A 24,784-nucleotide genomic window follows, 5' to 3' on the forward strand; every position below is an offset into this window, starting at 1 on the left:
GAGGTCAGGTGCAAGGGTGAAGCTCATTCGCCCGCATTGTAGTCGAGCCTTCACGCGAGCTCCGCCACGCCGTGCGGCACCTTGACCCGCGGCATCAGCAACGTGACGAGTCCGCCGACGATCAGCGCTCCCGCGATCAGCACGAGTCCGAAGGTCACGCTATGCGTCGCATCCTTGACGACGCCGAGCACATACGGGCTGACGTAGCCGGCCAGATTGGCGATCGAGTTGATCACGGCGATGCCGGCCACAGCGGCGCTGCCTTGCAGGAACGTGGTCGACATCGACCAGAAAATGCCGAAGCCTGCGAGGATGCCGATATAGGCGATCGACAGGCCGGTCACCGCCAGCGGAATCGAGTTCGTCACCGACGCGCTGCCGAGCAGCCCGGCCGCGCCGATGAAGCAGCACACGGCATAGTGCCAGCGCCGCTCGCCGGTGACGTCCGACGACCGGCCGATCAGGATCATGCCGATCCCTGCCGCCAGATAAGGGATGGCGGTGACGAACCCGTTGCTCACCAGGTTGGTGACGCCGAGATCCTTGACGATCTGCGGCAACCAGAACGAGAAGCCGGCGTTGCCCGTGACCAGACAGAAGTAGATCAGTGTCAGCAGCCAGAAGCGCCCGGAGCACAGCGCGGCGCGCAGGTTGTGTTCGGCGCCGGCGGACGCCGCTGCGCTGTTTTCGCGTGCTAGCCGGGCGAGGACGACGCGTTTTTCCTCGTCATCGAGCCAGGCTGCTTCAGCGGGCGTATTGCGCAGCACGGCCAGCGCCCAGAAGCCGGCGAGGATCGAGGGAATGCCTTCGATCAGGAACATCCACTGCCAGCCGCGTAGCCCGTGGGCTTCGTGCAGCGCCGACATCAGGAAGCCCGAAAGCGGCGCACCGATGATCCCCGCCACCGGAATCGCCGCCATGAACACGGCCACCATCCGGGCGCGCCGGTCCGATGGAAACCAGAACGTCAGGTACAGCACGACGCCCGGGACGAGCCCGGCTTCCGCCACGCCGAGCAGGAAGCGCAACACGTAGAACATTGTCTCCGAGCGTACGAACATCATCACGCACGATAGCGCGCCCCACAGCATCGTGATGCGGGCGATCGTCGCGCGGGCGCCGAATTTCTTCAGCAGGAGGTTGCTCGGCACTTCGAAGACGAAATAGCCGAAGAAGAAGATCCCTGCGCCGAGTCCGTAAGCGGTGTTCGACAAGCCGAGGTCGCCTGTGAACTGCAGTTTCGCGTAGCCGATGTTGACACGATCGAGATACGACAGCACGTAGACCAGAAACAGGAACGGCATGATGCGCCAGGTGATTTTTCGCAGCGCGCTGGCTTCGATGGCAGCGTCCTGGGAAGACCCGGTGTGGGCGGTCACACGCAACTCGGCTGACGGCGGGGCGGGGTTCATGGGCGCCTCATTCGACGATAGGTAACGCATGCACGCGGTAAGCGTGGCGCAGCGTGCGGTTCAGCACTGGGTCGTGTAGTTCGAGTTCGAGCGCGTCGCCGTTGACCATGCCGACGATGCCGCCTTCGACCGCAAGCGTGCCGCAGAACATGGCGGCACCCGCTGCGAGCGGGGCACGCTCGAGCAGGTCCGATGCCGCCAGCAACGAGGCGACGCTGCCTTGCTGATAGACCCTGCGCACACCGTTGGCAACCGCAAAGGCGCGCAATTGCAACTGGTCCCAATGGCCGGCGACGTCGTCGAAGCGCCACGCGTCGCGGGCGAGCGGCTTCGGACACACCTGCTTCGACACCGTCACGCCGTAGGCCTCGACCTCACGGTCGGTGTGATCCGAGCCGACGGTGACAAGGAGGCCGGCCGTCGACTGCACCAGCACGCACTCGGCCTCGCCGCTTGAACGGCTGCCAACCACGTCGATCTGTTCGGCTTGCGTCAGCAATTCCGCGCCGAGGCGGTAGAAGCAGGGCGTGGTCGAGGGCCGCTTAACGCCCAGTTCGGCGAGTTCGGCGATGTGATGTTCGATGGCCGCTCGGTCGCGTCCCGCCCACCCGGCGATGGTCAAACGGTTCACCTCGATCATCAGCGGCGCGCTGGTTTCCGCGCGGCCACCTATGTTGAATACGTTGAACGATAACTGCGTCATTACTGCGCTCCGTCGTCTGAATATTCGACAAATATTATTGTGATATTTCACAGGCGTCCAGCGTGTCAAAAACAATCCACAGGGTTTTCGGGCAGCGCACAACACGTGCGCTGTCGCCAAGCTGCGTTACTATCAGATTTTTCGACAGCTATTTGTAAGGAAATCTGTTCATGCACCACGGAATTGGCTTCATTCAGGACCTGGCGGTGATCATGGCGCTCGCGGGCGTCGTCACCGTGCTGTTCCATCGCCTGAAACAGCCGGTGGTGCTTGGGTATATCGCCGCGGGAGTGATCATCGGACCGTACACCCCGCCGTTCCAGTTGATCCACGACGAGCAGACCATCCAGACGCTCGGCGAACTCGGCGTCGTATTCCTGATGTTTTCGCTGGGGCTGGAATTCAGCCTGCGCAAGCTGTTTCAGGTCGGCGCCACGGCGATTGTCGCGGCGCTCTCCGAGATCGTGCTGATGCTGTGGCTCGGTTACGAGATCGGCAGCGCGTTCGGCTGGAGTTCGATGGATTCGCTGTTTCTCGGCGCGATCCTCGCTATCTCGTCGACGACGATCATCGTCAAGGCGCTATCGGAACTCGGCCTCAAGCGTGAGCGCTTTGCGCAACTCGTGTTCGGGATTCTGATCGTCGAGGACATCCTCGCCATCGCGATGCTCGTGTTGCTGTCGGGCATAGCGCAGACGGGCCAGTTGAGCGCGGGTATCGCACTCGTCACGCTAGGCAAACTGCTGCTGTTCATGACGGTATCGCTGGTGGTGGGGGTACTCGTCGTGCCGCGTGCGCTCAATTACGTGGCGCGCTCGGGGAGCGACGAGATGCTGCTTGTGTCCGTGCTCGGCTTCTGCTTTGGCTTTTGCCTTTTGGTCGTCAAGCTCGATTACAGCATCGCGCTCGGCGCGTTTCTGATCGGTGCAATCATGGCCGAGTCGCGCCATCTGCGTCGTATCGAGCATCTGATTGCACCGCTGCGCGATGCGTTTTCGGCCATCTTCTTCGTCACCATCGGGCTGATGCTCAACCCACATGTGCTGGTCGACTACGCGTGGCCGATTGCGGTCATCACGGTCGCGGTGATCGTCGGCAAGATCGTCTCCTGCGGCCTCGGCACGTTCCTCGCCGGCAAGGACGGACGCACCGCGATGCGGGTCGGCATGACGGTGTCGCAGATTGGCGAGTTCTCCTTCATCATTGCCTCGCTCGGTCTCACGCTGAAGGTGACGAGCGCGTTTCTCTATCCGATTGCGGTTGCCGTGTCGGCGCTGACCACCTTGTTCACACCGTACCTGATCCGCGCCGCCGATCCGCTGACGCAGCGCCTCGGACGTGCGATGCCACGTCCCGTCGCCAACGTGTTCGGCATGTACTCGCAATGGCTCGAGAGCCTGCGGCCGGCCGGCGGCGGGCCGACACCGTTCAGCATCACACGTCGGATCGTTCTGCAGATTGCAGTGAACCTCGCGCTGGTGGTGGCGATCTTTCTCGCGGTGACGTACGGCGCGTCCTACGCGAACCCGTTACTCGACCGTTGGCTACCCTCTGAGCCACTGCAACGCGTGGTGCTTTGGAGCGCGGCGTTGCTTCTGTCGCTGCCGTTTCTGGTCGCCGTGTATCGCAAGACCAAATCGCTCGCGTTGCTGCTTGCCGAACTCAGCGTCCAGCCGGCGAAAGCCGGGCGCTTCACGCGTGCGATCCGCTCGGCGATTTCCGATCTTGTGCCGATCGTCTCGATGGTCGGCGTGTTCCTGCTGCTGGTGGCACTTTCAGGCGGCATCCTGCCGCCCACCGGGTTGCTGGTGGTGGTGCTGGTATGTGCAGCGCTTCTGGTTACGCTGCTCTGGCGCTGGTGCGTGAAGATCCACGCGGCCCTGCAGATCGCATTGCGCGAAACTTTCGACGAACAACCTGATCCATAAATAAGTGACGTTATCGGGCGCGACGATCTGTGTTGCGTAACAATGTGAGCAATTGTGTGCAGGTTTGCCGCACATCGCCCGGTAGCGGATAATCAGGTCATACACATTCGTTCGCGTGGAAGGCGCCCGTCCGACAGTCATGAGCGAAAACAAGCCAGAGAATGCCGGCACGCCCGGCACCCCGTCCCCGTCCGGCACGCCGGCTGAGGTTTCGAAGCCCGGCGTTGCAAAGCCCGACGTGTCAACGGCCGAGACCGCGCCCGCATCCCCGAAGGTCAGCTTGCCCCCCTCACACGAGGATGCGATCCAGTCGCCGCTCAAAGATTTGCCTGCTGATTCGACGGCTGGTGTGCCACCGGGACTACCTCCGTCGGGGTCACCGCCGAACATCTCTGCTGCGTCAGCCGAACCCTCCCTTGCGGCCGAAGAGGCCGCGGAGCGTTCTTCGACCGACGATCCGATCAGCGCGTCGTCCGTGACCCCTGCCGACCCTGTCACTGCCCAGCAACAAGATGCCGCCGAAGCTCGCGCATCCGCTGCCGAGTCGACTGCGCAGCAGGAGGCCCAGGTGAAGCAGAAGCGCGATGCTGCCCAGGCCAAACACGGCACGCCGTCCAGTTCGCGTGCCCCGCAGCCTGCGGCGTCCACGGAGACTGCCTCAGCGGATGCTGCGGATAGCGGGTCGTCAACGGCATCCGCTCCTCGCGGCGCAACCAGCTCCGTGCCGCCCGGTTTTGGCGCTGCCCCGGACTTCACCGCAACGAATCCTCCTCCGCCGAATGCATTGCCACCGGCACCGCCGCGCTATCTGAAGCAGACTGATTCGGCGTGGTCGGTTTTTGGCCGCATCATCGCGGCGCGGGCTCGCCAGATCTTCGACAGGGCGGGTCAACGGATCACGCAACGGACGTTGCGCATTGGCGTGTCGGCCCGCATCTTCCATCCGGAGCCGGGCGCCAAAGGCCTGCGCGGGAAGACGCTGCAATACCTCGAAGAATCCATTGCGCACTGGGTGATGTCGCGCGACGTGCTGGTGTTCATGATTCCAACCGTCGGCCATCAGGGCATGCTGCATCCGAGCAATATCCGTCTGCGCGATTACGCCAAGCACCTCGATGGCCTGTTGTTGCAAGGTGGCGCGGATGTCTCGCCGCAGTCCTATGCCGAACAGGCGACGAGCCCCGAGTGGCCCGGCGACCGCGTGCGCGATATGTATGAGCTGGAGCTGTTGCACGAATTCATCGAGTCCGGCAAGCCGGTGCTGGGCGTATGCCGCGGCTGTCAGCTGATCAATGTGGCGTTTGGCGGGACTCTTTATCAAGATATCGCCACAGATGTGCCGACCGCGGGCGTGCACGTCAACGAACACTACGACCAGCATCGCCATGGCATCCATTTTCCGGACGGCTCGACGCTCGCCAACATGTTTCCGGGCCGGCGCGACGCAATCGTCAATTCGATTCACCACCAGGCCGTGAAGACGATTGGGCGCGATCTCAATATCGAGGCGGTATCGGCCTCGGACGGCATCATCGAAGCGATTCGCTATCGACGCGCGCCGTTCGTGATGGGCGTGCAGTGGCATCCGGAGTTTCATCGCGCGGGTGGACCGGAGTTACTGGATTGCACGCCGCTGCTGGATACCTTTCTGCGCGTGGCCCGCGAAACGCGCTTCTAGGCGTGCGTTTTCTGTAAAGAATTGTTGGGCTCCGTGCGTGGGCCGAAGACGTGAAAAGCGGTTCCGTTTTCCAACGGAGCCGCTTTTTTTCGTCCGTCAAACAGGATGCTTTTTCGCGATGCGCGAGACAATTCGATGGAATCTTAAGATTACTATCTATCTCGATTTAAAGTGCCGTCGCGGCACATACGAACGCTTCGCTTGGGCACAAATACGCGCGATAATCCAAAGCTATTTTGAATCCGCATGGAGCATGCACGTATGAAGTACCTCTTGACTGTACGGCGCGCAATGCTGCTCGCGACCACGTGTGCGTTGCTGCAGCATGGTGGTTTCGCGCTGGCAGAAGAGGGCGCCGGTTCAATGGATTCGGTGCCGGTTGTCGGAACGCGTCCGGCGATGAATTCGTTGACGCCTCAACCCGTTTCCGCCGCGTTGCAGGCGGCCGTCGCCACGAGCGCGGACGCACGCGCTGCAGCGGGCGGCGATGCACAAGGCAATGTTGCGGAACTGATGCAGCTGATCCACGACTCCCAACTGACCGAGTTGCGCACCACCTACAACGGCAGCTACGGTGCGAGTCTGTTTTTCTATCCGCAAGAAATGACGTACTACGTAGCGTTATTTCAAGACAAGCATTTCTGGCGGGTCATCAAATCGCAAGACGACACGCGCGCCGAGGCCGTCTACGCCGGCTTTGTGCAGCAGACCGCGCAACTGGCCGACGTGGAAATTCGCCGCACGCAATTGCAGGCGCAGAAGGCATTCATTGAAGATGTGATTGCGCAGTCGGAAGATCGCGCGAAGCGCTTGCAGGCCGATCTGGATGTGGCCCGCACCCAGCAGGCCAGGGTCAACGACTATCAACGCCAGACGCAGACGGAAGCAGCCGCACTGCGCGCCCAGAAGGAACAGGCGCAGGCCGAGTTGCGCCAGGTGCAGAACCAGGTGCTGCAGTTGCAGCGCCAGAGCGAGTCGGGACTGCCAGAGTCCAGATAAGCGGGCGCCGGCAGCAGTGTTCAATCCAGCTGGTACACGTAGCGCAACGCGGTGATGTCCACGCCGCCCATGTGATCGGGCTCCGCGCCCGCGAACTTCCAGCCTTGCCGCTCGTAAAAGCCGATGGCCGGCGTATTGCCCTCGAGCACATAGAGATACAGCCGGCTTTCGCCTTGAGCGCGTGTCCAGTCGACGGCGGCTTGCATCAGCAGTTTGCCGACACCGATTCCCTGATGGCCAGGCAGCGCATGCAGGTTATCGAGCAGCACGCCCCACGCCGAGTCGGGTTGGCGCTCGACGCACGCAAAACCGATCGGCTCGCCCGCGCGTTCTGCAATCACCACGTTGCGCCGTTCGGCGCCCGGCGCGTTCAGGCGCGCCTGCCAGTACGCCGCGCGTTCGCGCGTCACCTCGCCATCGAGAAACGCATCGGGCAGCAGACCCCGGTAGGTGGCTTGCCAGCTGGCGGCATGAATCGACGCGATCAGATCGGCGTCGAGTGTGGTCGCGGGGCGCAAAGAAAGAGCGCTGGCGTTGGACATCAATGGGACGGTCATGTAAGGGCTGGAAAGCTCAAAGTGTACTGCGAGCAAGGCTAAGGGCGCGATCATTGCCCATCTTGACTGCAAGTTCGAGCGAGGAACGGTAACATTCGAATCAGCTTGCAGTGCGCCGGCAACCTAAGGTTTACCCTTATACCGTCGCAATGTATGCGGCATCAAAATGCAGCGCCCCTGGCGCGTTCGTTTATTCCAGAAAAGTCTCCCTCGCCAGTGGCATCTGCTCGCCGACGCGGTGAAGTGTTTGCAACTGCCCAATCATGCCGGATCGGCTCCGGCGCCGGGCTATTTTGAGAGTGTCATGTCAACTGCGTCTCATGCAACTTCCAGTGAATCGAAAGTCCGGACAGTTTTCCGCGTCGTCAGCGGCAACTTCCTGGAGATGTACGATTTCATGGTCTACGGCTATTACGCTTCGGCGATTGCCAAGACCTATTTCCCGGGTGGCAGCGACTTCGCATCGCTGATGCTGTCGCTGTCGGTATTCGGCGCGGGCTTCCTGATGCGGCCGCTCGGCGCCATCGTGCTCGGTGCCTACATCGACCACCACGGCCGCCGCAAGGGTCTGATGTTGACGCTTGGCCTGATGGCGCTCGGCACACTGACGGTTGCGGCCATTCCGGGCTATGCGACGATCGGCATCCTCGCGCCAGTGCTCGTCCTGCTAGGACGCCTGTTGCAAGGCTTCTCCGCCGGCGTGGAACTGGGCGGCGTGTCGGTCTACCTCTCGGAAATCGCTACCAAGGGCAACAAGGGCTTCTACTGTTCGTGGCAGTCGGGTAGCCAGCAGGTCGCTGTCGTGTTTGCGGCGCTGATCGGCGTGGTCCTGCACCAGATCCTGCCGGTCGAGCAGATGAGCGCATGGGGCTGGCGTGTGCCGTTCCTGATCGGCTGTCTGATCGTGCCGTTCCTGTTCCTGATCCGCCGTTCGCTGCAGGAAACCGAGGAATTTGCCGCGCGCAAGCATCGCCCGGGCATGGGCGAGATCATGAAGTCGATGCTCGAAAACTGGGGCGTCGTGCTCGCCGGCATGGGCATGGTGATCATGACGACGGTGTCGTTCTACATGATCACCGCTTATACGCCGACGTTCGGCAAGGAAGTGCTCAAGCTGTCGGCGATCGACGCACTGGTTGTCACGGTCTGTATCGGCCTGTCGAATCTCGTCTGGCTGCCGCTGGCGGGCGCGATATCGGACCGCATCGGGCGTCGTCCGGTGCTGCTGGTGTTCACGATTCTGACCATCCTCACAGCGTATCCGGCGGTGCAATGGCTGGTGGCGGATCCTTCGTTCGCGCGCCTGCTGGCTGTCGAACTGTGGCTCTCGTTCCTGTACGGCAGCTACAACGGCGCGATGGTGGTGGCGTTGACCGAAGTGATGCCGGTCGAAGTGCGTACGGCAGGTTTCTCGCTGGCGTACAGCCTTGCCACGACCATCGGTGGTTTCACGCCGGCGATCTCGACGTTGCTGATTCATTCGACGGGCAACAAGGCTGCGCCTGGCCTGTGGCTCGGTCTCGCTGCAATCTGCGGTTTGATCGCGACGCTGGTTCTGTATCGCACGCCTGAGTCGCGCAATCAGTACCGCGCGGCCTAGAGCGGCAGGGTTCTGAAAAGGAAAAACCCCACGCTTGCAAAAGCGTGGGGTTTTTCTTTGTAGACCCTTTGTCGACCTTGTTGAATCGTTACGCGTCGCGAAGCTCGCGTGCGACCTTCTCGACCACTTCCGCCCACGCGCCCGGTTGCGGCTGACGGACCAGATGGAAGCCCGGGTACCAGGGGCTGCGCGGTTCGTCGACGAACCAGCGCCAGTCGGCGGCAAACGGCAGCATCAGCCACAGCGGTTTGCGCAAGGCGCCGCTCAGGTGGGCGATCGACGTGTCGATCGAGACGACGGCGTCGAGCCGTTCGATGATCGCAGCCGTGTCGGCGAAATCGCCGATGCGCTGGTCGAAGCGATGAATGTTGCCGGCACGCGCATGGCTCTCCAGCGTAGCGCATTCCGCTGCGCTGAGATCGGGCTGCAAGATGATCCAGTCGATTCCTTCGAGCGCGAACAGCGGTTCGAGCGCAGCGAGCGGCATCGTGCGGTTTTCATGTTGCTGGATGCGGCCTGACCACGCGAGGCCGATTTTGCGTTTAGCGTGACCGCCGAGCGAACCGCGCCACTTGCGCCGGTACGAGGGGGGCACGCTGAGGTAGGGCGTGCGCGCTGGAATCGTCTCACGGCTAATGCCGAGCGCGAGGGGCAGACTCAACAGCGGACATTGCAGATCGGCAGGCGGGCGTGGTGTCCCTTGGGCGATCAGTTTCACACGCCATTCGAGCGCGGCCGGCGCGAGGATCGGCACGAGTTGGGGCTGAACTTCGAGCACGACGCGCGCCGCGCGCTGCGCAGCAATCGGCACGAAGCGCGCGAATTGCAGCGTGTCGCCGAAACCTTGTTCGGCGTGCACGAACAGCGTGCGCTCTTCGATCGGCTCGCCTTGCCAGCGGGGCAATGTCTGCGGCTCACGTTGTGCCATGGCCTTGAGGCGCCATTCGTATTCGGGCAGCCCGCGTTCGAAATCGCCGAGCGTGAGCCAGGCGACCGCGCGGTTCATATGAGCCGACGCCAGATCGGGCCGTAGCCGCAACGCCTGGTCGAAGGCGCGTACAGCCGCCGCATGACCCCCAAGCGCGTGATGCGTGGTGCCGAGGCTTAGCCAGGCGAGGGCAAACTTCGGATCGAGGCCCACGACCCGCTCGAAGCGCAACAGTGCCTCCGTGTGACGCCCTAATGCTGCGAGCGTATTGCCCAGGCCAAACAGCGCCGGCGGCAGTTGTGGCTCCAGTGCGAGCACGGCCTCGAACGCAACGAGCGCCTGTTCGTGCTGGCCCGTGGCGTCGAGCGTGTTGGCGAGATTGAAGTGCGCCGCGACGAAGCGTGGTTGCGCCGAGATTGCCTCACGAAATTGAAGCACGGCCTCGTTGGACTTTCCGAGTGCATTGAGCGCCATGCCCAGATTGTTGTGCGCTCCCGCGTGACCTGGGTGTAGTTCGAGCGCCCGCTGGAACGAAGCGATCGCTTCTTCGTGGTGTCCGAGCGCGTGCAGCGCGTTGCCCAGATTGTTGTGCGTCGACGCGTTGTCCGGCTGCAGGCGCAGCGACTTCTGGAACGCATCCGCCGCGTCCGCGTGACGCCCCGCCGCGGCATAGGCGTTGCCGAGGTTGTAGTGCGCCAGTGGAAAAGCGGGTGCGAGCGTGAGCGCGTTGCGAAAGCGCTCGATTGCCCCATCGATTTGCCCCAGTGCCTTCAGCGCGTTGCCGAGATTCAGCTGCAAGGCAGCATCTTGCGGACGCAGATGTGCCGCGCGGCCGACCAGGTCGGCCGCTTCGGCGTGCTGACCAAGCTGATGCCGTAGCACGCCGAGCAGGTGGAGTGCATCGACGTTCGCAGGATCGCTATCCAGCGCGGCGCGATAGCCGCGCTCGGCGTCATCGAGGCGGCCGTCACGATGCGCCGCGTAGGCGCTTTCAAACAGGGGTTCCATGACGGGGGAAGGGCAGATCTTGTAAGGCAAATGTCGCATTTTCCCACACTCGTGACCCCGCACCCACGGTTTGACCTTTAAGAGATAAATCTATAACATATGAATGCTTGTTCATATGTATGCGGACCATGTTGCCCCTATCCACTGACGACCGCGACGACCCTGTAGCGCCGCTTGCCGACCTGTTCCGTTTGCTCGGAGATCCAACGCGTTTGCGTATCGTGCTGGCGTGTGTCGACGAGCAGCGCGCGGTGGGGGCGATTGCGGAATCGCTGGGGCTGTCGCAATCGCTGGTAAGCCATCACCTGCGCCTGTTGCGCGCGGCGCGCATTGTGCGCGCGGAGCGCCAGGGCAAGCAGGTGTTCTACCTCGCGGCGGACCGTCACATTAGCGGCATGCTCGCGGGCATGCTCGAGCACGTGGCCGAACCGCTGAGCGAATTTTCCCTGGATCAGTCATGACGAAACCACCCGTCCCTGACAGGCCCGCAGAGGAGCGCGAGGACGATCACGCGCCTATGTGGCTTTATGGGTTAGATGCAGACGATGCGGACGCCAGGGAGCCGGCGCGTAAAGCCGCGCGTGGAGAACAAGACGGACACGATCACGCAGGGCATGGCGATGTTGGTCACGACCACGCGCATGACCACGGCACAGACGACGATCGTTCGAACGCCAAGGGCCACTCTCACGCCCACAATCACAGCCACGGCGGCCACCACCATCACCACGCGCCGGCCGCGGGCAACGGGCGCGCCTTCGCCATCGCGGTCGCCCTGAACGTCCTGATCGTCCTTGTGCAGGCCATTTACGGCGTGATCGCTCACTCGACTGCGCTGCTCGCCGACGCCGGCCACAACCTGTCGGACGTGCTCGGCCTGCTGCTGGCCTGGGGCGCTATGTGGCTCACCACGCGACGGCCCTCGGCGCGCTACACCTTCGGCTATGGCAGCACGTCGATTCTCGCCTCGCTGGTGAATGCGGGCTTGCTGCTATTCGCGTGCGGCGTGATCGTCGCGGAAGCGGTCAACCGCCTGCTGAACCCGGCGCCGGTCGCGGGGCTGACGGTGTTTGTCGTCGCCACCGTCGGCATGCTCGTCAACGGTTTCTCGGCGTGGCTTTTCATGCGCGGCCAGAAGGAAGACCTCAATATCCGCGGTGCTTTCCTGCACATGGCGAGCGACGCATTGATCTCGGCTGCCGTCGCGGTGAGCGGCCTCATCATTATCGCCACCCGCTGGAGCTGGCTCGATCCGTTGATGAGCCTCGTCGTCGTCGCCGTAGTCGTGTACGGCACGTGGGGACTGCTGCGCGATTCCGTGCGGCTTGCGCTCGATGCCGTTCCGCCCGGCGTCGACCTGCCGGGCATCCGCGAGTACCTGGCAGGTCAACCGGGCGTCACGGATGTGCACGATCTGCACGTATGGGCCCTGTCCACCACCGGCAACGCGCTCAGTGCGCATCTGGTTATTCCAGCTGGCCACCCGGGCGACGCGGTCGTCGATGCCATCGTGATCACGCTGCGCGAAAAATTCGCGATGCAGCACGCCACGTTGCAAGTCGATCTCGGCACCAGCCATCACCATTGCGCCCTCGAACACCCGCACGCGCACTGACACGCGATTGACGCGCTGCACCGTCAGGCCGCGGGGCAGCGGCGTACACTAGGCGGCATGTTGGTCTCCGGAGATCCGCATGGCCGCCGCTTCATACGATGCGTCGCCAGTGCTGGTCGTTGGGGCGGGCCCAACCGGGCTCGCTGCAGCGATGAGCCTCGCGCGCGCACACGTTCCCGTGCGTCTGATCGACAAGGCGTCGCAGCCCAATCCGCACTCGCGCGCGATTGGCATCCAGGCGCGCACGCTCGAACTGCTTGAACAGCATCGTCTCGTCGAGCCGTTTCTCGCGTTGGGTCATCGGGCGCGCGCAGCGAATCTTTATTCCAATGGACAGCGCCTTGCACGCCTCGATTTCGATCCGTTGCAGACGCGTTATCCGTATGTGCTGTTCCTCGATCAGTCCATTACTGAACGCTTGCTGACCGCGCATCTCGTGACGCTCGGCGTGCTCGTCGAACGCGGCGTCGAGCTGACGGAGTTGGCGCAAGGTCCGGATGGGCTCAGCGCGACCTTGCAACGCTCGGATGGTGGCAGCGAAACCATGCATCCTTCGTATCTGATCGCTGCGGATGGCGCGCATAGCGCGATTCGTCGCCGGCTCGGGATGAGCTTCGCCGGCAAGACTTTCGAGCAGACCTTTTTGCTGGCCGATCTGCATGCCGACACGGACTGGTCCGATGACGAGTTTCATATCTTCGCGTCGGGCGAAGGGCTCGCGGGATTGTTCCCGATGGGCGGGCAGCGTTACCGGCTGATTGCCGATCATCCCGCGATGCCTGTCTCGCCGGAGTCTGGCGCGGCGCCGGTGCAGCCGGATTCGTCAGGCGGTCGAGACTCGGCGGGCGCGGCCAATGGCGACGCATCCGCGTCTTCTACCGGCTCTGCGGCAGCATCGGTTGCTTCCCCGGATCAGGCGCAGGGAGCCTTCGCCGCACCCGGATTCGCGTCCTCGCCCTCGCTCGAAGAATGCCGCCTGCTTGCGGCCCGGCGTATTCATCACCCGGTGAGATTCGAAGACCTGAAGTGGTCGGCACGTTTCCATCTGAACCGGCGCATGGTCGAACAATTGCGGGTCGACCGCGTGTTCCTCGCGGGCGACTCGGCGCATGTCCATAGTCCGGCGGGCGCGCAGGGGATGAACACGGGGATCCAGGAAGCATTCAACCTGGGCTGGAAACTGGCCCGCGTGATTCGCGGCGGTGCGCCGGACCGCCTGCTCGACTCTTATCATCTGGAGCGGCATCCGATCGAACGCGATGTGTTGCGGCAGACCAGCTTCGTCACGCAACTGGCAGAGGCTGATCACGGGCCGCTCAAACTGTTGCGCGAACGTGTGATGCCCGCACTTGCCGCGCTGGGTCCGCTGCGCGATGCCGCGCGCCTCACGATCAGCGAACTGGCGATCCAGTACCGGCGCAGCCCCCTCACGCTCGAGCGGGTGCTCGACGGCGGTCCGCGCGCGGGCGAGCGTGCGCCGGACGCGCTCGTGCATGTGGTCGACGGACCGCTTGGGCGGGCGCCTGGTATCGGCTGCATTTTCGATCTGCACGATCCGGCGTTTTTCTCGCTGTTTCTGCTGCTGGAGCCAGAGAGTCCCGATGAAGCGCCGCTCGATCCACCCGCGAGCCGACACGCGACGCGCGATGCGGATCTTGACCGGCTGAGCGCGGACATCGAGCGGTTGTTGCCTGGCGCCGTGCGTATCTGGCGGGTCAGCGATATGGAAGGCGAGGGTGCGCCGTCACTCTCGGAGTCCTACGGACGCACACGGCCGGCGTTCTATCTGGTGCGCCCGGATGGCTACATCTGCGCGCGCGGGCGGCCAGCGTCAGATGTGAACGGCCTGCTGCGCCACTGTGAAGCGTGGTTTGCAAAGAGCACGACGCAACATGACGCAGCAGCAGGCGACTAGCTGAGGCTGCGACAGCGCACGGCGTGGAGATAGAAGCCGGAAAGCGTCTTCTTCCAGCACCTAAGCGGCCGAGGCCGCCGCTGGCGTCAACTGAACGCGATTCGCGAGCAAAGCCTCTTTGACGATCGGCGATATCGCCAATCCACCCGCATCCGGCCGGTCAACCGCCGCCAGCAGCGCGCGCCGCATCCGCGGTTCCCAGAAACGGCGAATGTGATCGGCGATGCCGGCGAGTGCCTCTTCACGGTCCGGCATCGAATCGAAAAAATCGCCGATCCGGTTGGCCATCTCGATCAGGTTCTGTTCATCCATGGCGCGCCCTCATTTGCCCGAGGTGACATTGGCCAGTTCGCGCTGGCGCAGCAAATCGAGCTGCTCCGTGTTGAAACGCGAATAGTCCTGCTGCCATTGCGACGGCTGTTCCACTGGCATGACCTGCACGGCGGTCACCTTGTATTCGGGGCAATTGGTGGCCCAGTCGGAGCTCTCGGTGGTGATTACGTTGGCGCCCGATTCGGGGAAGTGGAACGTCGTATAAACGACGCCAGGCTGCATCCGCTCGGTGACTTTCGCACGCAACACCGTCTGTCCCGCGCGCGATTCGATGCCGACCCAGTCGTCCATCTTGATGCCGCGCTCTTCTGCATCGTGCGGATGGATTTCCAGGCGGTCCTCGTCGTGCCAGCGCGAGTTCTCGGTACGACGTGTCTGCGCACCCACGTTGTATTGCGACAGGATGCGTCCGGTAGTGAGAATCAACGGGAATTTGCGCGTGACCTTTTCCGGCGAGGCAATGAACTTCGTGATGACGAATTTGCCCTTGCCGCGCACGAAGGTGTCGATGTGCATTGTCGGTGTGCCGTCCGGGGCGTTGTCGTTGCATGGCCACTGGATGCTGCCGAGCTGGTCGAGCTTCGCATACGAGACGCCATGGAAGGTCGGCGTGAGACGCGCAATTTCGTCCATGATCTCGGACGGATGCGCGTAATCCATTTCATAGCCGAGCGCGCGGGCCAGCATCACGGTGACTTCCCAGTCCGCGTAGCCGGGAATCGGCGGCATCACCTTGCGCACGCGCGAAATACGGCGCTCGGCGTTCGTGAAGGTGCCGTCCTTTTCGAGGAATGACGAGCCAGGCAGCAACACATGGGCGTATTTCGCGGTTTCGTTCAGGAAGATGTCCTGCACGACGATGCATTCCATCGACGACAGCGCTGCCGACACATGATGCGTGTTCGGATCGGACTGCACGATGTCTTCGCCCTGGCAATAGAGTCCCTTGAAGCTGCCGTCGAGCGCGGCGTCGAACATGTTGGGAATGCGCAGGCCCGGTTCCGGTTGCAGTGTGACGTTCCAGGCCTCTTCGAAGAGGCTGCGCGTGGTGGTGTCGCTAATGTGGCGGTAGCCGGGCAGTTCGTGCGGGAACGAGCCCATGTCGCAGGAACCCTGCACGTTGTTCTGGCCACGCAGCGGATTCACACCAACGCCTTCGCGGCCGATGTTGCCGGTGGCCATCGCGAGGTTGGCGATTCCCATCACCATGGTCGAGCCCTGCGCGTGCTCGGTGACGCCCAGGCCGTAGTAGATTGCGGCGTTGCCGCCGTTTGCGTAGATGCGGGCGGCTTCGCGCACGTTCTCGGCGGGCACGCCGGTAATCTCAGCGGTGGCCTCCGGCGCGTTTTCCGGCAGTGCGACAAACGCACGCCATTGATCGAACGCGCGCGTGTCGCAGCGCTCGGCGATAAACGCTTCGTTGAGCAAACCTTCCGTGACGATCACATGGGCGAGCGCGTTCACGACGGCGACGTTCGTGCCCGGCCGCAATTGCAGATGGTGCGACGCCTTGACGTGCGGCGTATCGACGATATCGATGCGGCGCGGATCGACCACGATCAGCTTCGCGCCTTCACGCACGCGGCGCTTCAGACGCGAGCCGAACACCGGGTGACCGTCGGTCGGATTCGCGCCGATCACCATGATGACGTCGGCCTTGTCGACGGACGCGAAGGTCTGCGTGCCCGCGGATTCGCCAAGCGTGGTCTTCAGGCCGTAACCTGTTGGCGAATGGCAGACGCGCGCGCACGTATCGACATTGTTATTGCCGAACGCAGCACGTACGAGTTTTTGCACCAGGTACGTTTCTTCATTCGTGCAGCGCGACGAGGTGATGCCGCCGATCGAATCACGTCCGTGCTTCGCCTGGATGCGGCGAAACTCCGAGGCCGCATAGCCGAGCGCTTCTTCCCAACTCACTTCGCGCCACGGATCGGTGATCTTTGCGCGGATCATCGGTTTCGTAATGCGGTCCTTGTGGGTGGCATAGCCCCACGCAAAACGGCCCTTCACGCAGGCGTGACCTTCGTTGGCCTGGCCGTTTTTGTTCGGCACCATGCGCACGACCTGGCTGCCCTTCATTTCCGCCTTGAACGAGCAGCCGACACCGCAATACGCACACGTAGTCACGACCGAGTGTTCGGCCTGGCCCAGCATCACGACGCTCTTTTCCTGCAGTGTCGCGGTCGGGCAGGCGGCCACGCAGGCGCCGCACGAGACGCATTCCGATTCCATGAACGGCGTGTTTTCGCTCGCGGCGACGCGCGATTCGAAACCGCGGCCGGCGATCGTCAGCGCGAATGTGCCTTGCGTTTCTTCGCAGGCACGCACGCAGCGATTGCAGACGATGCACTTCGACGGATCGTAGGTGAAGTACGGATTCGATTCGTCCTTCTTGTCTTTCAGATGGTTCGCGCCGTCAAAGCCGTAACGCACTTCGCGCAAGCCCGTCACGCCCGCCATGTCCTGCAGTTCGCAATCGCCGTTGGCGGGACAGGTCAGACAGTCGAGCGGGTGATCGGAGATGTACAGCTCCATCACATTGCGGCGCAGCGACTGCAGGCGGTCCGTCTGCGTGCGAACTTTCATGCCTGCTTCGACAGGTGTCGTGCACGAGGCCGGATAGCCGCGTTTGCCTTCGATCTCGACGAGGCACAGGCGGCACGAGCCAAATGGTTCGAGTGAATCGGTGGCGCATAGCTTTGGCACGTTAACGCCAGCTTCGATCGCGGCCCGCATGACGGAGGTGCCGGCCGGCACGGTGACAGCCTGGCCGTCGATTTCCAGCGTCACGTCTATATCGGCGTGGCGCAGCGGCGTGCCGTAATCGGTGTCGTCGAAGGGCGAGCGGGGTTGCGTGCTTCGTTGCACCTGCGCTTGAGTCTTGCATGCGCAGTTGCCGGAGCCGCAACCGCCGGCAGTGGATTTGAGCGCGTCGGACATGGTGGGCTCCATGATCAGGCCGCCGCCGCGTTGGGCTGGACGGCGTCGAGACCGAAGTCTTCGGGGAAATGGTCGAGTGCGGACAGCACCGGGTAGGGCGTCATACCGCCCATCGCGCAGAGCGAGCCCGACACCATCGTGTCGCAGAGGTCACGCAGCAATTGCACCTGGCGCGTCGACGTATCGCCGTTGCGAATCCGCGCGATTACTTCGACGCCGCGCGTCGAGCCGATCCGGCATGGTGTGCATTTGCCGCACGATTCGAGCGCGCAGAAGTGCATGGCATATTGCGCCAGTTCCGCGAGATTCGAGGTATCGTCGTGCACCACGATGCCGCCGTGACCGACGACCGCGCCGACCGCGGCGTACGCTTCGTAATCGAGCGGAATGCCCCACTGGCTCTCAGGCAGATAAGTGCCGAGCGGGCCGCCTACTTGCACGGCGCGGGCGGGCCGACCGCTTGCGGTACCGCCGCCGTAGTCGTAGATCAATTCGCGCAGCGTCACGCCGAACGCGAGTTCCACGAGGCCGCCCTGTCTGATGTTGCCAGCGAGCTGGAACGGCAGCGTGCCACGCGAGCGGCCCATGCCGAAGTTTTTATAGAACGCCGCGCCGCGGGCGAAGATAATCGGTACGGTGGCGAGCGTGATGACGTTGTTGATGACCGTTGGCTGTCCGAACAGACCCACCAGGGCCGGCACGGGCGGCTTGGCCCTTACGATGCCGCGCTTGCCTTCGAGCGATTCGAGCAGCGCAGTTTCCTCGCCGCAGACGTAAGCGCCGGCGCCTTTGGCGACCTGGAGTTCGAAGCGGTGAGCGGAGCCGAGCACACTGTCGCCGAGCCAGCCGGCGTCGCTTGCGCGTTCGATAGCGGCTTCGAGCGTCGCGATCGCATGCGGATACTCGCTGCGTACGTAGATGTAGCCTAGCGTCGCACCCGTCACGATCCCCGCGATGATCATGCCTTCGATCAATACATACGGATCGCTTTCCATGATGAGGCGGTCGGAGAACGTGCCGGAATCGCCTTCGTCTGCGTTGCAGACGATGTACTTCTGGGCTGCTTTTGCACCGCGCACCGTGCGCCATTTGATGCCGGCGGGAAACGCCGCGCCGCCGCGGCCGCGCAGACCTGATTCGATCAGCGCTTCGCAGGCGGCGTCGCCATCGGCGGCGAGGGCCTGCTTCAAACCTTCGAGGCCGCCATGCGCGAGGTAGTCGTCGGTCGACAATGGATCGGTGATGCCGATGCGCGCGAAGGTCAAACGCTGCTGCTTCTGCAGATACGGAATCTCCTCGACGATGCCCACATGGCGCGGATGAGCGCTGCCGTCGAAGCTCGCGTCAACGAATCCCGCGTCGAACAACGATGCGACCTCAGCTGCGTCGACGTTGGCATAGCCGACCCGTCCGCGCGGTGTGGCGACTTCGACAAGTGGCTCGAGCCACAGCAAGCCGCGCGAGCCGTTGCGGATCAGTTCGATGGCGATACCGCGCTGGGCTGCTTCACGTGCAATCGCATCGGCGAGCGCATCGGCGCCGAGTGCAAGCGCGGCTGAATCGCGAGGAACGTAGATGCGCGTCATGCCGTTTCCTCCACGCGTTTCACCTCAGCGGCAAGCAGTGCGTCGAACTTCGACGATGTGAGCTTTGCGTGCAACGTGCCGTTGATCGTCAACGCCGGCGACAGCGCGCATTGACCGAGGCAATACACCGATTCGAGTTCGACGACCGCAGGCTCGCCATGCCGCGGTTCGACGTCGAAGCGGCACCCGGTGTGCGCTTCGATGTGCTGCGCCAGCGCCTCGGTGCCCATGCTGCGGCAAGCCTCGGCGCGGCACAGTTGTACGGTGACCGGCGCGGCCGCGCGAGTACGGAAGTGGTGGTAGTAGGTGAGCACGCCATGCACTTCCGCCCGCGACAGGTTCATCGCCCGCGCGAGCGGCGCGACGGTAGCGGGAGGCACAAAGCCAAGCTCGTCCTGGATGGCGTGCAGCACGGCCAGCAGAGAGCGGCCGGGGAGTGCGTGACGCTGCACCAGTTGCTCAGGTGCGATTGCGTTGGAATCGTCCAAAGTGGGGGGCTCCTCCGAAGTCTAATATGCACTTGTATTTCATAAAGTGTGCACGTATGCTTCATTCGTTTCGTGTGTATACGTCGAACGATAGGCGGGTGAAGGGCCTTTCGCAATAGGAAGCAGAACGACATATATGATCAGGATTGAATGTCATGCACAGCTGGTCGTCCGCGACCCGGACGGCCGCGAAGCCAGCCTGACGGATGTCGTGCAGTTATTGGCGCTCGTCGACGAAGCAGGCAGCATTGCCCAGGCTGCGACGCTTAAGGGTTTGTCCTACCGTCACGCCTGGGGTTTGCTGCGCAGTATCGAAGAACGCCTGGGCGGTCCGCTGATCGCCAAGGAGCGCGGGCGCGGCTCAGTGCTATCGGAACTCGGCCAGGCCGTGTTGCGGGCGCAGCGTCTCTGTAGCGAACGGCTCGACGGCAATATGCGCGCGCTGGCAAGCGAGGTGGCGAGCGATCTGAACCGTTGGCTCGCACCCCCCGCCGACGATGTGCGGATACATGCTTCGCACGGCTACGCGGTGGCGGCGCTTGTCACTGCGCTTGTCGCCGACGAAGTGCCAGTCGAAATCAAGTATCGCGACAGTGCCGACGCAGTCACCGCGCTGGCGCGAGGCGAGTGCGATCTGGCTGGCTTTCACCTTCCGCGCGGCGAATTCCGTGCGGTGTGCGCGAATACCTACCGGCGCTGGCTTGATCCCGAGCGCCACGTGCTGGTTCATCTGACGCAGCGGAAACAGGGGCTGTTTCTGTCGAAGGGCAACCCGAAACGGATCAGCGGATTACGCGATCTTGCGCGTGACGACATCCGCTTCGTGAACCGGCAGCCGGGCTCCGGCACACGCATGCTGCTCGATCTGGCGTTGCGTCGCGTGGGCGTGGACCCCGATCGGGTCAACGGCTATGCATCGACCGAGCTGACGCATTCCGCGATCGCCGCCTTCGTGGCCAGCGGTATGGCCGATGTGGGCTTCGGCGTCGAGCCGGCGGCCCATCACTTCGGGCTGGAATTCGTGCCGATCGTCGACGAGGACTATTACTTCGCGTGCAACCGGGCGCAACTGGAACGTGCGCCGCTTGCGACCGTGATTGAAATGCTGCGCAGCGTTGCCTTCAAAAGCGGTGTGGCCCGGCTGGAAGGATACGATCCGCAGGACTGTGGTGTGCTGCTGAATCTCGATGACGGACTCGGTTCGGTGCCAGCGTAAGCGGCAGTAACAAGGTGAAACCGGGGCACCGCTGCGCGGCCGTGGCGTATGCGATACTCTTGAGCCTTACGGTTTAGCCTCAACTGCGCGGCCCGCCGCGCTGGATCGATATGAACGTTCTACTCAAAGTTTGTGCTGTGGCGGCTACGGTCGGCGCGCTGTTTGCCACTGTCTCGATCTCTTTTGCACAGAATTCGCCGGGCGTGCCGGGTGGCATTCTGAGCGATGAATTCCATCTGCAGGAGCATCCGCAGATGCCGTTTGCCGCTTCGGCGCCGACCAAGAAATTTCAGTCTGACAAGAAATCGGAGATGCGTAAAAAGGGCGACCTGGGTGATCCGGACGGCTGCAATCTGCAGTGCCCGGACGACTGATAGCTTAGGCTGTCGTGGCCTCGACGCTAGTGTGCGGCGAGCGGATCGAGGCCGGTGCTGGCGACGTCGGGCGCAGCCTCGGGCGAGGCGAGAAAATCGAGAAACTGTCTGGCTTCGCGTGGATGGGTTGCACCCACCGGGATACCGGCTGCGGAACGCGTGACCGACTGCAGCGACTCCGGAATCTTGCCGACGAACTCGGTACCGGGCACCGGCAGTAACTCGCTCACCTGCTGAAAGCCGAGTTGATAGTCGCCCTTGGCGACGACCGAGCCTACCGGGATCTTGGGGATCATCGTGGCCTTCGGTTCCATCTGGGCCTCGATGCCCATCTACTCGAAGAGCTCATTCCTGATATAGACGCCGCTCGCGCTATCCGAATACGCCACTGACTTTGCATCCAGCAAGGTCTCTTTGAACGCTTCCACGCTGCCGATATCCGGCTTGGGTTCTCCGGCGCGAACTACCATGCCGATGCGCGAATCGGCTAGTTCGACCCGCGAACCGGGCATCACTTTGCCCTCGGCGATCAGCTTGTCGAGCGCGTAACCCACCATGATGACGACATCCGCTGGCTCCTTGCGAGCGAGGCGGTTGGGGATCGCTTCGGGCGCATTTGCCATGGATGGGCCGTAAGCCAACGTAGCAACCAGCGGGGAAACGGATCTGGTGTCTGTGTTTGACTTCGCCAGGAATGCATTTCTAATAGCGGGCTTTTTCCCGGCAATTGTCAGAAATGCAGTCCACTTTATAGGATTATTTATTTGGAGGTCGTTGAATTTTCCATTTTTGGAGATGGAAAATTCTGAAACCAACGTCAAATACTTTGATGGGGTCGCCCGGGCTTTCTGTGTGCGTTTCAATCGATTAATTTGTAAGTAATTGATTTTTATAAGTGTATCTAATTTATTAGAAAGTCTTTTTTAAGAAAAGTCACGACTGGTTAATATTGATGCCAGTTTGTTAAAATGTATTTGTATCGATCAATACCCCCGAACTTTTATGCTAGGATTCGCCTCGCTCAAAAAATGAGTAGTAATCGTCTTGGGCAATTTTAATAACTTTATTTATAGAGGTTTTCCATGCAAAAAATCGATCGTTCCGCGCTCGCCAAGTCCGCTGTTGCTGGTGGTTGCTGCAAGTGCTGCTGCCAGTCCTCGTCGTCCAAGCCGGCAGCCCCGGTTAGCAATGGCCGCGGCGTGTAATTGATGGTGTGGCGGGAGGTCGTCCTGATCGGGCGATCTCCCGCCTTTCGCATGAACATCGATTTCGCAAGACTTTCAAGATGGTCGGCGTTGCTGGGAAATTTCGCCTCGCGCCAGTTCTTTCGGGTGAAGGGTGCGTTGATTGCCCAACTCCCCCTGGTTGCTATTGCGCCTGTGACTGCAACGGCCTGGCGTGTCCAGGCACTCTTTGATTCGGGTGCTCGCTGGCGCGGTGCAGAGCGTTGTGAGTTTGCCCGCGGCGTTGCCGGCAGCGCGCCCCTTGATACGGGTAGCGTCGCCACGACAGGTGTGCGCGAGCGGCTGATCGACCAACGGATTTACTTCGGCAGGCTTCTGCGAGGCACCGAAGCCTGGCCGGACCTCCAGGCTGTCGCAAACGAACTGGCGAACCAGATCCGGCGATTACAGGCCGCCAGCCCGGGGAAGCCGATCTTTGTGTCCCCGTTTCATTACGTATCGCAGTACGCCAACATTTACGTGATCGACGAAATGCGGGAGCTTCTCGGGTTAGCGTCGATCGCCGTGGTGTCGGGCGTGCCGCGCAATATCTACGGCGAAGACCACGCGCAGATACCTGGCGTCCAGGTGCTCTACACGTACGGCGAAGACAACCGGAACGGGCTCGGCTTACGCCTCGCGCGGGCACTCAAACGCAGCGGTGTGGCAGTGTTGTTTGCCGATGTGCCGCCATATGCGCTTCATCGCTTTCCGATGGAGACCGTCGGCGTATCGATGTTCGGACGCGCTGCCCGGATTCACAACGGTGTGTTTCGTCTCGGCACGCAATTCGAAGCGCTATTGCTCCCGTTCTATCTTCGGTTTGAACGTGGACGCTTCAGGGGCGAACTACTGCCGCCGGTATCGTTGACTCATCCGGATGCGCCGCAACAGTTGGCCGGATACATCGAAAAAGCGTTGACAGATAACTGCGAGCATTCGCTCGTGGTAGGGCACCCGTCAATGTATGGGTTCGCGGCGAGCAAGTAACACGCATCTTCGGCTGTGCGCACATTCTGCGGCGCGCGGCATGCGGATGACATCGAGACACGTAGAGTTGGCTCGGGTCGACAAGAACAGTTTATGGAACCTATCAATCTACCGCAATTCAGGGACATTTCGTCCCGCTGGATTGGCTATACAACGTCGGCGATTCTCATTGCGGCGATTGCTTTCTCCTTTGTGTACGAAGTGGAACTCAAGCAGGACGCGCGCGCCGAAATCGTCTCGCCTTCTGACGTCAAGGTTCAGGGAATGAGTGGGCTCGTTGCGGACGTTTATGTGCATAACAACGATCGTGTGGTTCCGGGTACGCCGTTGTTCCGGCTCGAGCGCGATCTCACACTGGCGAGCGACGGTCAGCGGCGCCCGCTATTCGATGCCGCCATGCGCGACGAGCAGACTCATGCAGTTGAAGCGCAATATAGCCAACGCAGGGCTGCACTCACGGTGCAACTCGACAATGCACGGCTAACGGAGCAAAGCCGTAGCGCCGAACTGGGTGCAATCGACGAGCAGATCGCGCAGAACCGGGAACTGGTGGAAGAGTCCGGGCGCAAGCTGACGCGACTCGAATCGGTATCGGACTACGTCACCGCAGACCGGATCGAGCAGGCGCGGGCAGACACGCATCAGGCACGCGTGGTGGTTGCACAGGGCGCCGCCCGGCGTCAGCAGTTGCTTGCGGAGCGGGCCACCGCGAAAACCTCGCAAACAGAACTCGAGGCGCAGTTGAACGAACTGGACGCGCGGCAGGCTCGCGACATTCAGGACATCCGCATTCGCTTCGAGGAGAACCGCCAGAACACTACGATTTCTGCGCCCGAAGCGGGTGTCGTCACGTATTCCGATCTCGTGCCCGGTCGTACGCTGACTCCGTCGGACGTCGCGCTCGTGATCACGACACGCAAAGGCGGCGGCCTGCGTGCCGCGCTACGTATTCCATCACGGCGTCGCGGCTTTGTACGCGAGGGCCAGATAGTCCGCCTCAAGCTCGATGCATTTCCGTATGCCCGCTTCGGCAGTTACGAGGCTCGCATCGATTCAATCTCCCGCACGACGGTGCATTCAACCATGTCGCCGACCGGTGCATCTGAAGCGAGTGCGCCGGACGGCGACTACATGGCGTGGGCCACCCTCGCCGGCAACCAGTTCGAATTCGGCCGGCAACGTTTCGACATTCTTCCGGGCATGACTGGCACAGCAAGCATCGTCGTCGAACGCCGGACGATCGCCGAGTGGGTACTCGAGCCGCTTTTCCGCATTCTGCGAGGCTAAG

19 protein-coding genes and 1 pseudogene are annotated in these 24,784 nt (G+C 62.4%); 11 read left to right on the top strand and 9 right to left on the bottom strand.

Features of this window, described 5'->3' with window-relative positions; genetic code table 11:
• Positions 1-50: 50 nt before the first annotated feature.
• Together P3T20_RS11790 and P3T20_RS11795 are read right to left on the bottom strand one after the other, a co-directional pair.
• On the bottom strand, positions 51-1,412 hold the full coding sequence (locus tag P3T20_RS11790) for an MFS transporter (protein ID WP_074263693.1): 1,362 nt from the start codon (positions 1,410-1,412) through the stop codon (positions 51-53).
• Positions 1,413-1,419: 7 nt separating this feature from the next.
• The gene (locus P3T20_RS11795) at positions 1,420-2,115 is read right to left on the bottom strand and encodes a DUF2848 domain-containing protein (RefSeq protein WP_429286953.1); all 696 of its coding nucleotides are present in this window, start codon (positions 2,113-2,115) and stop codon (positions 1,420-1,422) included.
• Between the two features lie 170 nt (positions 2,116-2,285).
• On the opposite strand from P3T20_RS11795, the gene P3T20_RS11800 reads away from it, so the two are divergent.
• The 3 genes from P3T20_RS11800 (at position 2,286) to P3T20_RS11810 (ending at position 6,720) form a co-directional block, all read left to right on the top strand.
• A complete protein-coding gene (locus P3T20_RS11800) occupies positions 2,286-4,043 on the top strand; it encodes a cation:proton antiporter (protein ID WP_074263695.1) in 1,758 nt (585 codons plus the stop codon).
• 139 nt (positions 4,044-4,182) lie between these two features.
• Positions 4,183-5,721 carry a gamma-glutamyl-gamma-aminobutyrate hydrolase family protein gene (locus P3T20_RS11805; protein WP_429286954.1) on the top strand — a complete coding sequence of 513 codons (1,539 nt, stop codon included), beginning with the start codon at positions 4,183-4,185 and terminating at the stop codon, positions 5,719-5,721.
• Between the two features lie 261 nt (positions 5,722-5,982).
• Entirely contained in the window at positions 5,983-6,720 is a 738-nt protein-coding gene (locus P3T20_RS11810; protein WP_429286955.1) for a DUF2968 domain-containing protein, read from the top strand.
• A 20-nt stretch (positions 6,721-6,740) separates the two neighbouring features.
• Here P3T20_RS11810 and P3T20_RS11815 read toward each other — a convergent pair whose 3' ends face one another.
• Entirely contained in the window at positions 6,741-7,262 is a 522-nt protein-coding gene (locus P3T20_RS11815; protein ID WP_074263698.1) for a GNAT family N-acetyltransferase, read from the bottom strand.
• Positions 7,263-7,581: 319 nt separating this feature from the next.
• On the opposite strand from P3T20_RS11815, the gene P3T20_RS11820 reads away from it, so the two are divergent.
• On the top strand, positions 7,582-8,877 hold the full coding sequence (locus P3T20_RS11820) for an MFS transporter (RefSeq protein ID WP_074265956.1): 1,296 nt from the start codon (positions 7,582-7,584) through the stop codon (positions 8,875-8,877).
• Positions 8,878-8,965: 88 nt separating this feature from the next.
• Here the strand turns inward: P3T20_RS11820 and P3T20_RS11825 are convergent, their stop codons facing one another.
• The gene (locus tag P3T20_RS11825) at positions 8,966-10,813 is read right to left on the bottom strand and encodes a tetratricopeptide repeat protein (protein ID WP_429286986.1); all 1,848 of its coding nucleotides are present in this window, start codon (positions 10,811-10,813) and stop codon (positions 8,966-8,968) included.
• A gap of 119 nt (positions 10,814-10,932) precedes the next feature.
• Here P3T20_RS11825 and P3T20_RS11830 point away from each other — a divergent pair, with 119 nt between their 5' ends.
• The 3 genes from P3T20_RS11830 (at position 10,933) to P3T20_RS11840 (ending at position 14,343) form a co-directional block, all read left to right on the top strand.
• Positions 10,933-11,274 (top strand): ArsR/SmtB family transcription factor, encoded by a 342-nt coding sequence (locus P3T20_RS11830; RefSeq protein WP_429286956.1) that lies wholly within the window; start codon positions 10,933-10,935, stop codon positions 11,272-11,274.
• Positions 11,271-12,428: a cation diffusion facilitator family transporter gene (locus P3T20_RS11835; protein ID WP_429286957.1), complete on the top strand. Its 1,158-nt coding sequence runs from the start codon at positions 11,271-11,273 to the stop codon at positions 12,426-12,428. The genes P3T20_RS11830 and P3T20_RS11835 overlap by 4 nt, the downstream gene beginning before the upstream one ends.
• A gap of 79 nt (positions 12,429-12,507) precedes the next feature.
• Complete coding sequence (locus tag P3T20_RS11840; RefSeq protein WP_429286958.1) at positions 12,508-14,343, top strand: FAD-dependent monooxygenase; 1,836 nt, start codon at positions 12,508-12,510, stop codon at positions 14,341-14,343.
• 60 nt (positions 14,344-14,403) lie between these two features.
• On the opposite strand, the gene P3T20_RS11845 is transcribed toward P3T20_RS11840, so the two are convergent.
• Genes P3T20_RS11845 through P3T20_RS11860 form a run of 4 tightly spaced genes read right to left on the bottom strand, consistent with a single transcriptional unit; the run spans position 14,404 to position 19,693 of the window.
• Complete coding sequence (locus P3T20_RS11845) at positions 14,404-14,655, bottom strand: formate dehydrogenase subunit delta (protein WP_429286959.1); 252 nt, start codon at positions 14,653-14,655, stop codon at positions 14,404-14,406.
• A gap of 9 nt (positions 14,656-14,664) precedes the next feature.
• On the bottom strand, positions 14,665-17,619 hold the full coding sequence (fdhF, locus tag P3T20_RS11850) for a formate dehydrogenase subunit alpha (protein ID WP_429286960.1): 2,955 nt from the start codon (positions 17,617-17,619) through the stop codon (positions 14,665-14,667).
• Between the two features lie 14 nt (positions 17,620-17,633).
• On the bottom strand, positions 17,634-19,205 hold the full coding sequence (locus tag P3T20_RS11855) for a formate dehydrogenase beta subunit (protein WP_429286961.1): 1,572 nt from the start codon (positions 19,203-19,205) through the stop codon (positions 17,634-17,636).
• Positions 19,202-19,693, bottom strand: a complete 492-nt coding sequence (locus P3T20_RS11860; protein ID WP_429286962.1) for an NAD(P)H-dependent oxidoreductase subunit E — start codon at positions 19,691-19,693, stop codon at positions 19,202-19,204. The genes P3T20_RS11855 and P3T20_RS11860 overlap by 4 nt, the downstream gene beginning before the upstream one ends.
• A gap of 136 nt (positions 19,694-19,829) precedes the next feature.
• Here P3T20_RS11860 and P3T20_RS11865 point away from each other — a divergent pair, with 136 nt between their 5' ends.
• On the top strand, positions 19,830-20,909 hold the full coding sequence (locus P3T20_RS11865) for a substrate-binding domain-containing protein (protein WP_429286963.1): 1,080 nt from the start codon (positions 19,830-19,832) through the stop codon (positions 20,907-20,909).
• Positions 20,910-21,019: 110 nt separating this feature from the next.
• Positions 21,020-21,283, top strand: coding sequence for a hypothetical protein (locus P3T20_RS11870; protein ID WP_074263708.1), 264 nt, complete (start codon positions 21,020-21,022; stop codon positions 21,281-21,283).
• A gap of 26 nt (positions 21,284-21,309) precedes the next feature.
• Here the strand turns inward: P3T20_RS11870 and P3T20_RS11875 are convergent.
• Positions 21,310-21,924: pseudogene (locus P3T20_RS11875) on the bottom strand (substrate-binding domain-containing protein); the annotation flags it as partial.
• Positions 21,925-22,539: 615 nt separating this feature from the next.
• Here P3T20_RS11875 and P3T20_RS11880 point away from each other — a divergent pair.
• Both P3T20_RS11880 and P3T20_RS11885 read left to right on the top strand, forming a co-directional pair.
• Entirely contained in the window at positions 22,540-23,496 is a 957-nt protein-coding gene (locus tag P3T20_RS11880; protein WP_429286964.1) for a hypothetical protein, read from the top strand.
• Positions 23,497-23,589: 93 nt separating this feature from the next.
• Complete coding sequence (locus P3T20_RS11885) at positions 23,590-24,783, top strand: HlyD family secretion protein (RefSeq protein WP_074263711.1); 1,194 nt, start codon at positions 23,590-23,592, stop codon at positions 24,781-24,783.
• Position 24,784 lies beyond the last annotated feature (1 nt).

The sequence above is a fragment of the Paraburkholderia sp. GAS206C genome, assembly GCF_050435645.1.
Classification (GTDB): domain Bacteria; phylum Pseudomonadota; class Gammaproteobacteria; order Burkholderiales; family Burkholderiaceae; genus Paraburkholderia; species Paraburkholderia phenazinium_B.

Coding starts and splice junctions, on each gene's coding strand:
- P3T20_RS11790 (WP_074263693.1), bottom strand. CDS start 1,412: ATGAACCCCGCCCCGCCGTCAGCCGAGTTGCGTGTGACCGCCCACACC.
- P3T20_RS11795 (WP_429286953.1), bottom strand. CDS start 2,115: ATGACGCAGTTATCGTTCAACGTATTCAACATAGGTGGCCGCGCGGAA.
- P3T20_RS11800 (WP_074263695.1), top strand. CDS start 2,286: ATGCACCACGGAATTGGCTTCATTCAGGACCTGGCGGTGATCATGGCG.
- P3T20_RS11805 (WP_429286954.1), top strand. CDS start 4,183: ATGAGCGAAAACAAGCCAGAGAATGCCGGCACGCCCGGCACCCCGTCC.
- P3T20_RS11810 (WP_429286955.1), top strand. CDS start 5,983: ATGAAGTACCTCTTGACTGTACGGCGCGCAATGCTGCTCGCGACCACG.
- P3T20_RS11815 (WP_074263698.1), bottom strand. CDS start 7,262: ATGTCCAACGCCAGCGCTCTTTCTTTGCGCCCCGCGACCACACTCGAC.
- P3T20_RS11820 (WP_074265956.1), top strand. CDS start 7,582: ATGTCAACTGCGTCTCATGCAACTTCCAGTGAATCGAAAGTCCGGACA.
- P3T20_RS11825 (WP_429286986.1), bottom strand. CDS start 10,813: ATGGAACCCCTGTTTGAAAGCGCCTACGCGGCGCATCGTGACGGCCGC.
- P3T20_RS11830 (WP_429286956.1), top strand. CDS start 10,933: ATGCGGACCATGTTGCCCCTATCCACTGACGACCGCGACGACCCTGTA.
- P3T20_RS11835 (WP_429286957.1), top strand. CDS start 11,271: ATGACGAAACCACCCGTCCCTGACAGGCCCGCAGAGGAGCGCGAGGAC.
- P3T20_RS11840 (WP_429286958.1), top strand. CDS start 12,508: ATGGCCGCCGCTTCATACGATGCGTCGCCAGTGCTGGTCGTTGGGGCG.
- P3T20_RS11845 (WP_429286959.1), bottom strand. CDS start 14,655: ATGGATGAACAGAACCTGATCGAGATGGCCAACCGGATCGGCGATTTT.
- fdhF (WP_429286960.1), bottom strand. CDS start 17,619: ATGTCCGACGCGCTCAAATCCACTGCCGGCGGTTGCGGCTCCGGCAAC.
- P3T20_RS11855 (WP_429286961.1), bottom strand. CDS start 19,205: ATGACGCGCATCTACGTTCCTCGCGATTCAGCCGCGCTTGCACTCGGC.
- P3T20_RS11865 (WP_429286963.1), top strand. CDS start 19,830: ATGATCAGGATTGAATGTCATGCACAGCTGGTCGTCCGCGACCCGGAC.
- P3T20_RS11870 (WP_074263708.1), top strand. CDS start 21,020: ATGAACGTTCTACTCAAAGTTTGTGCTGTGGCGGCTACGGTCGGCGCG.
- P3T20_RS11880 (WP_429286964.1), top strand. CDS start 22,540: ATGAACATCGATTTCGCAAGACTTTCAAGATGGTCGGCGTTGCTGGGA.
- P3T20_RS11885 (WP_074263711.1), top strand. CDS start 23,590: ATGGAACCTATCAATCTACCGCAATTCAGGGACATTTCGTCCCGCTGG.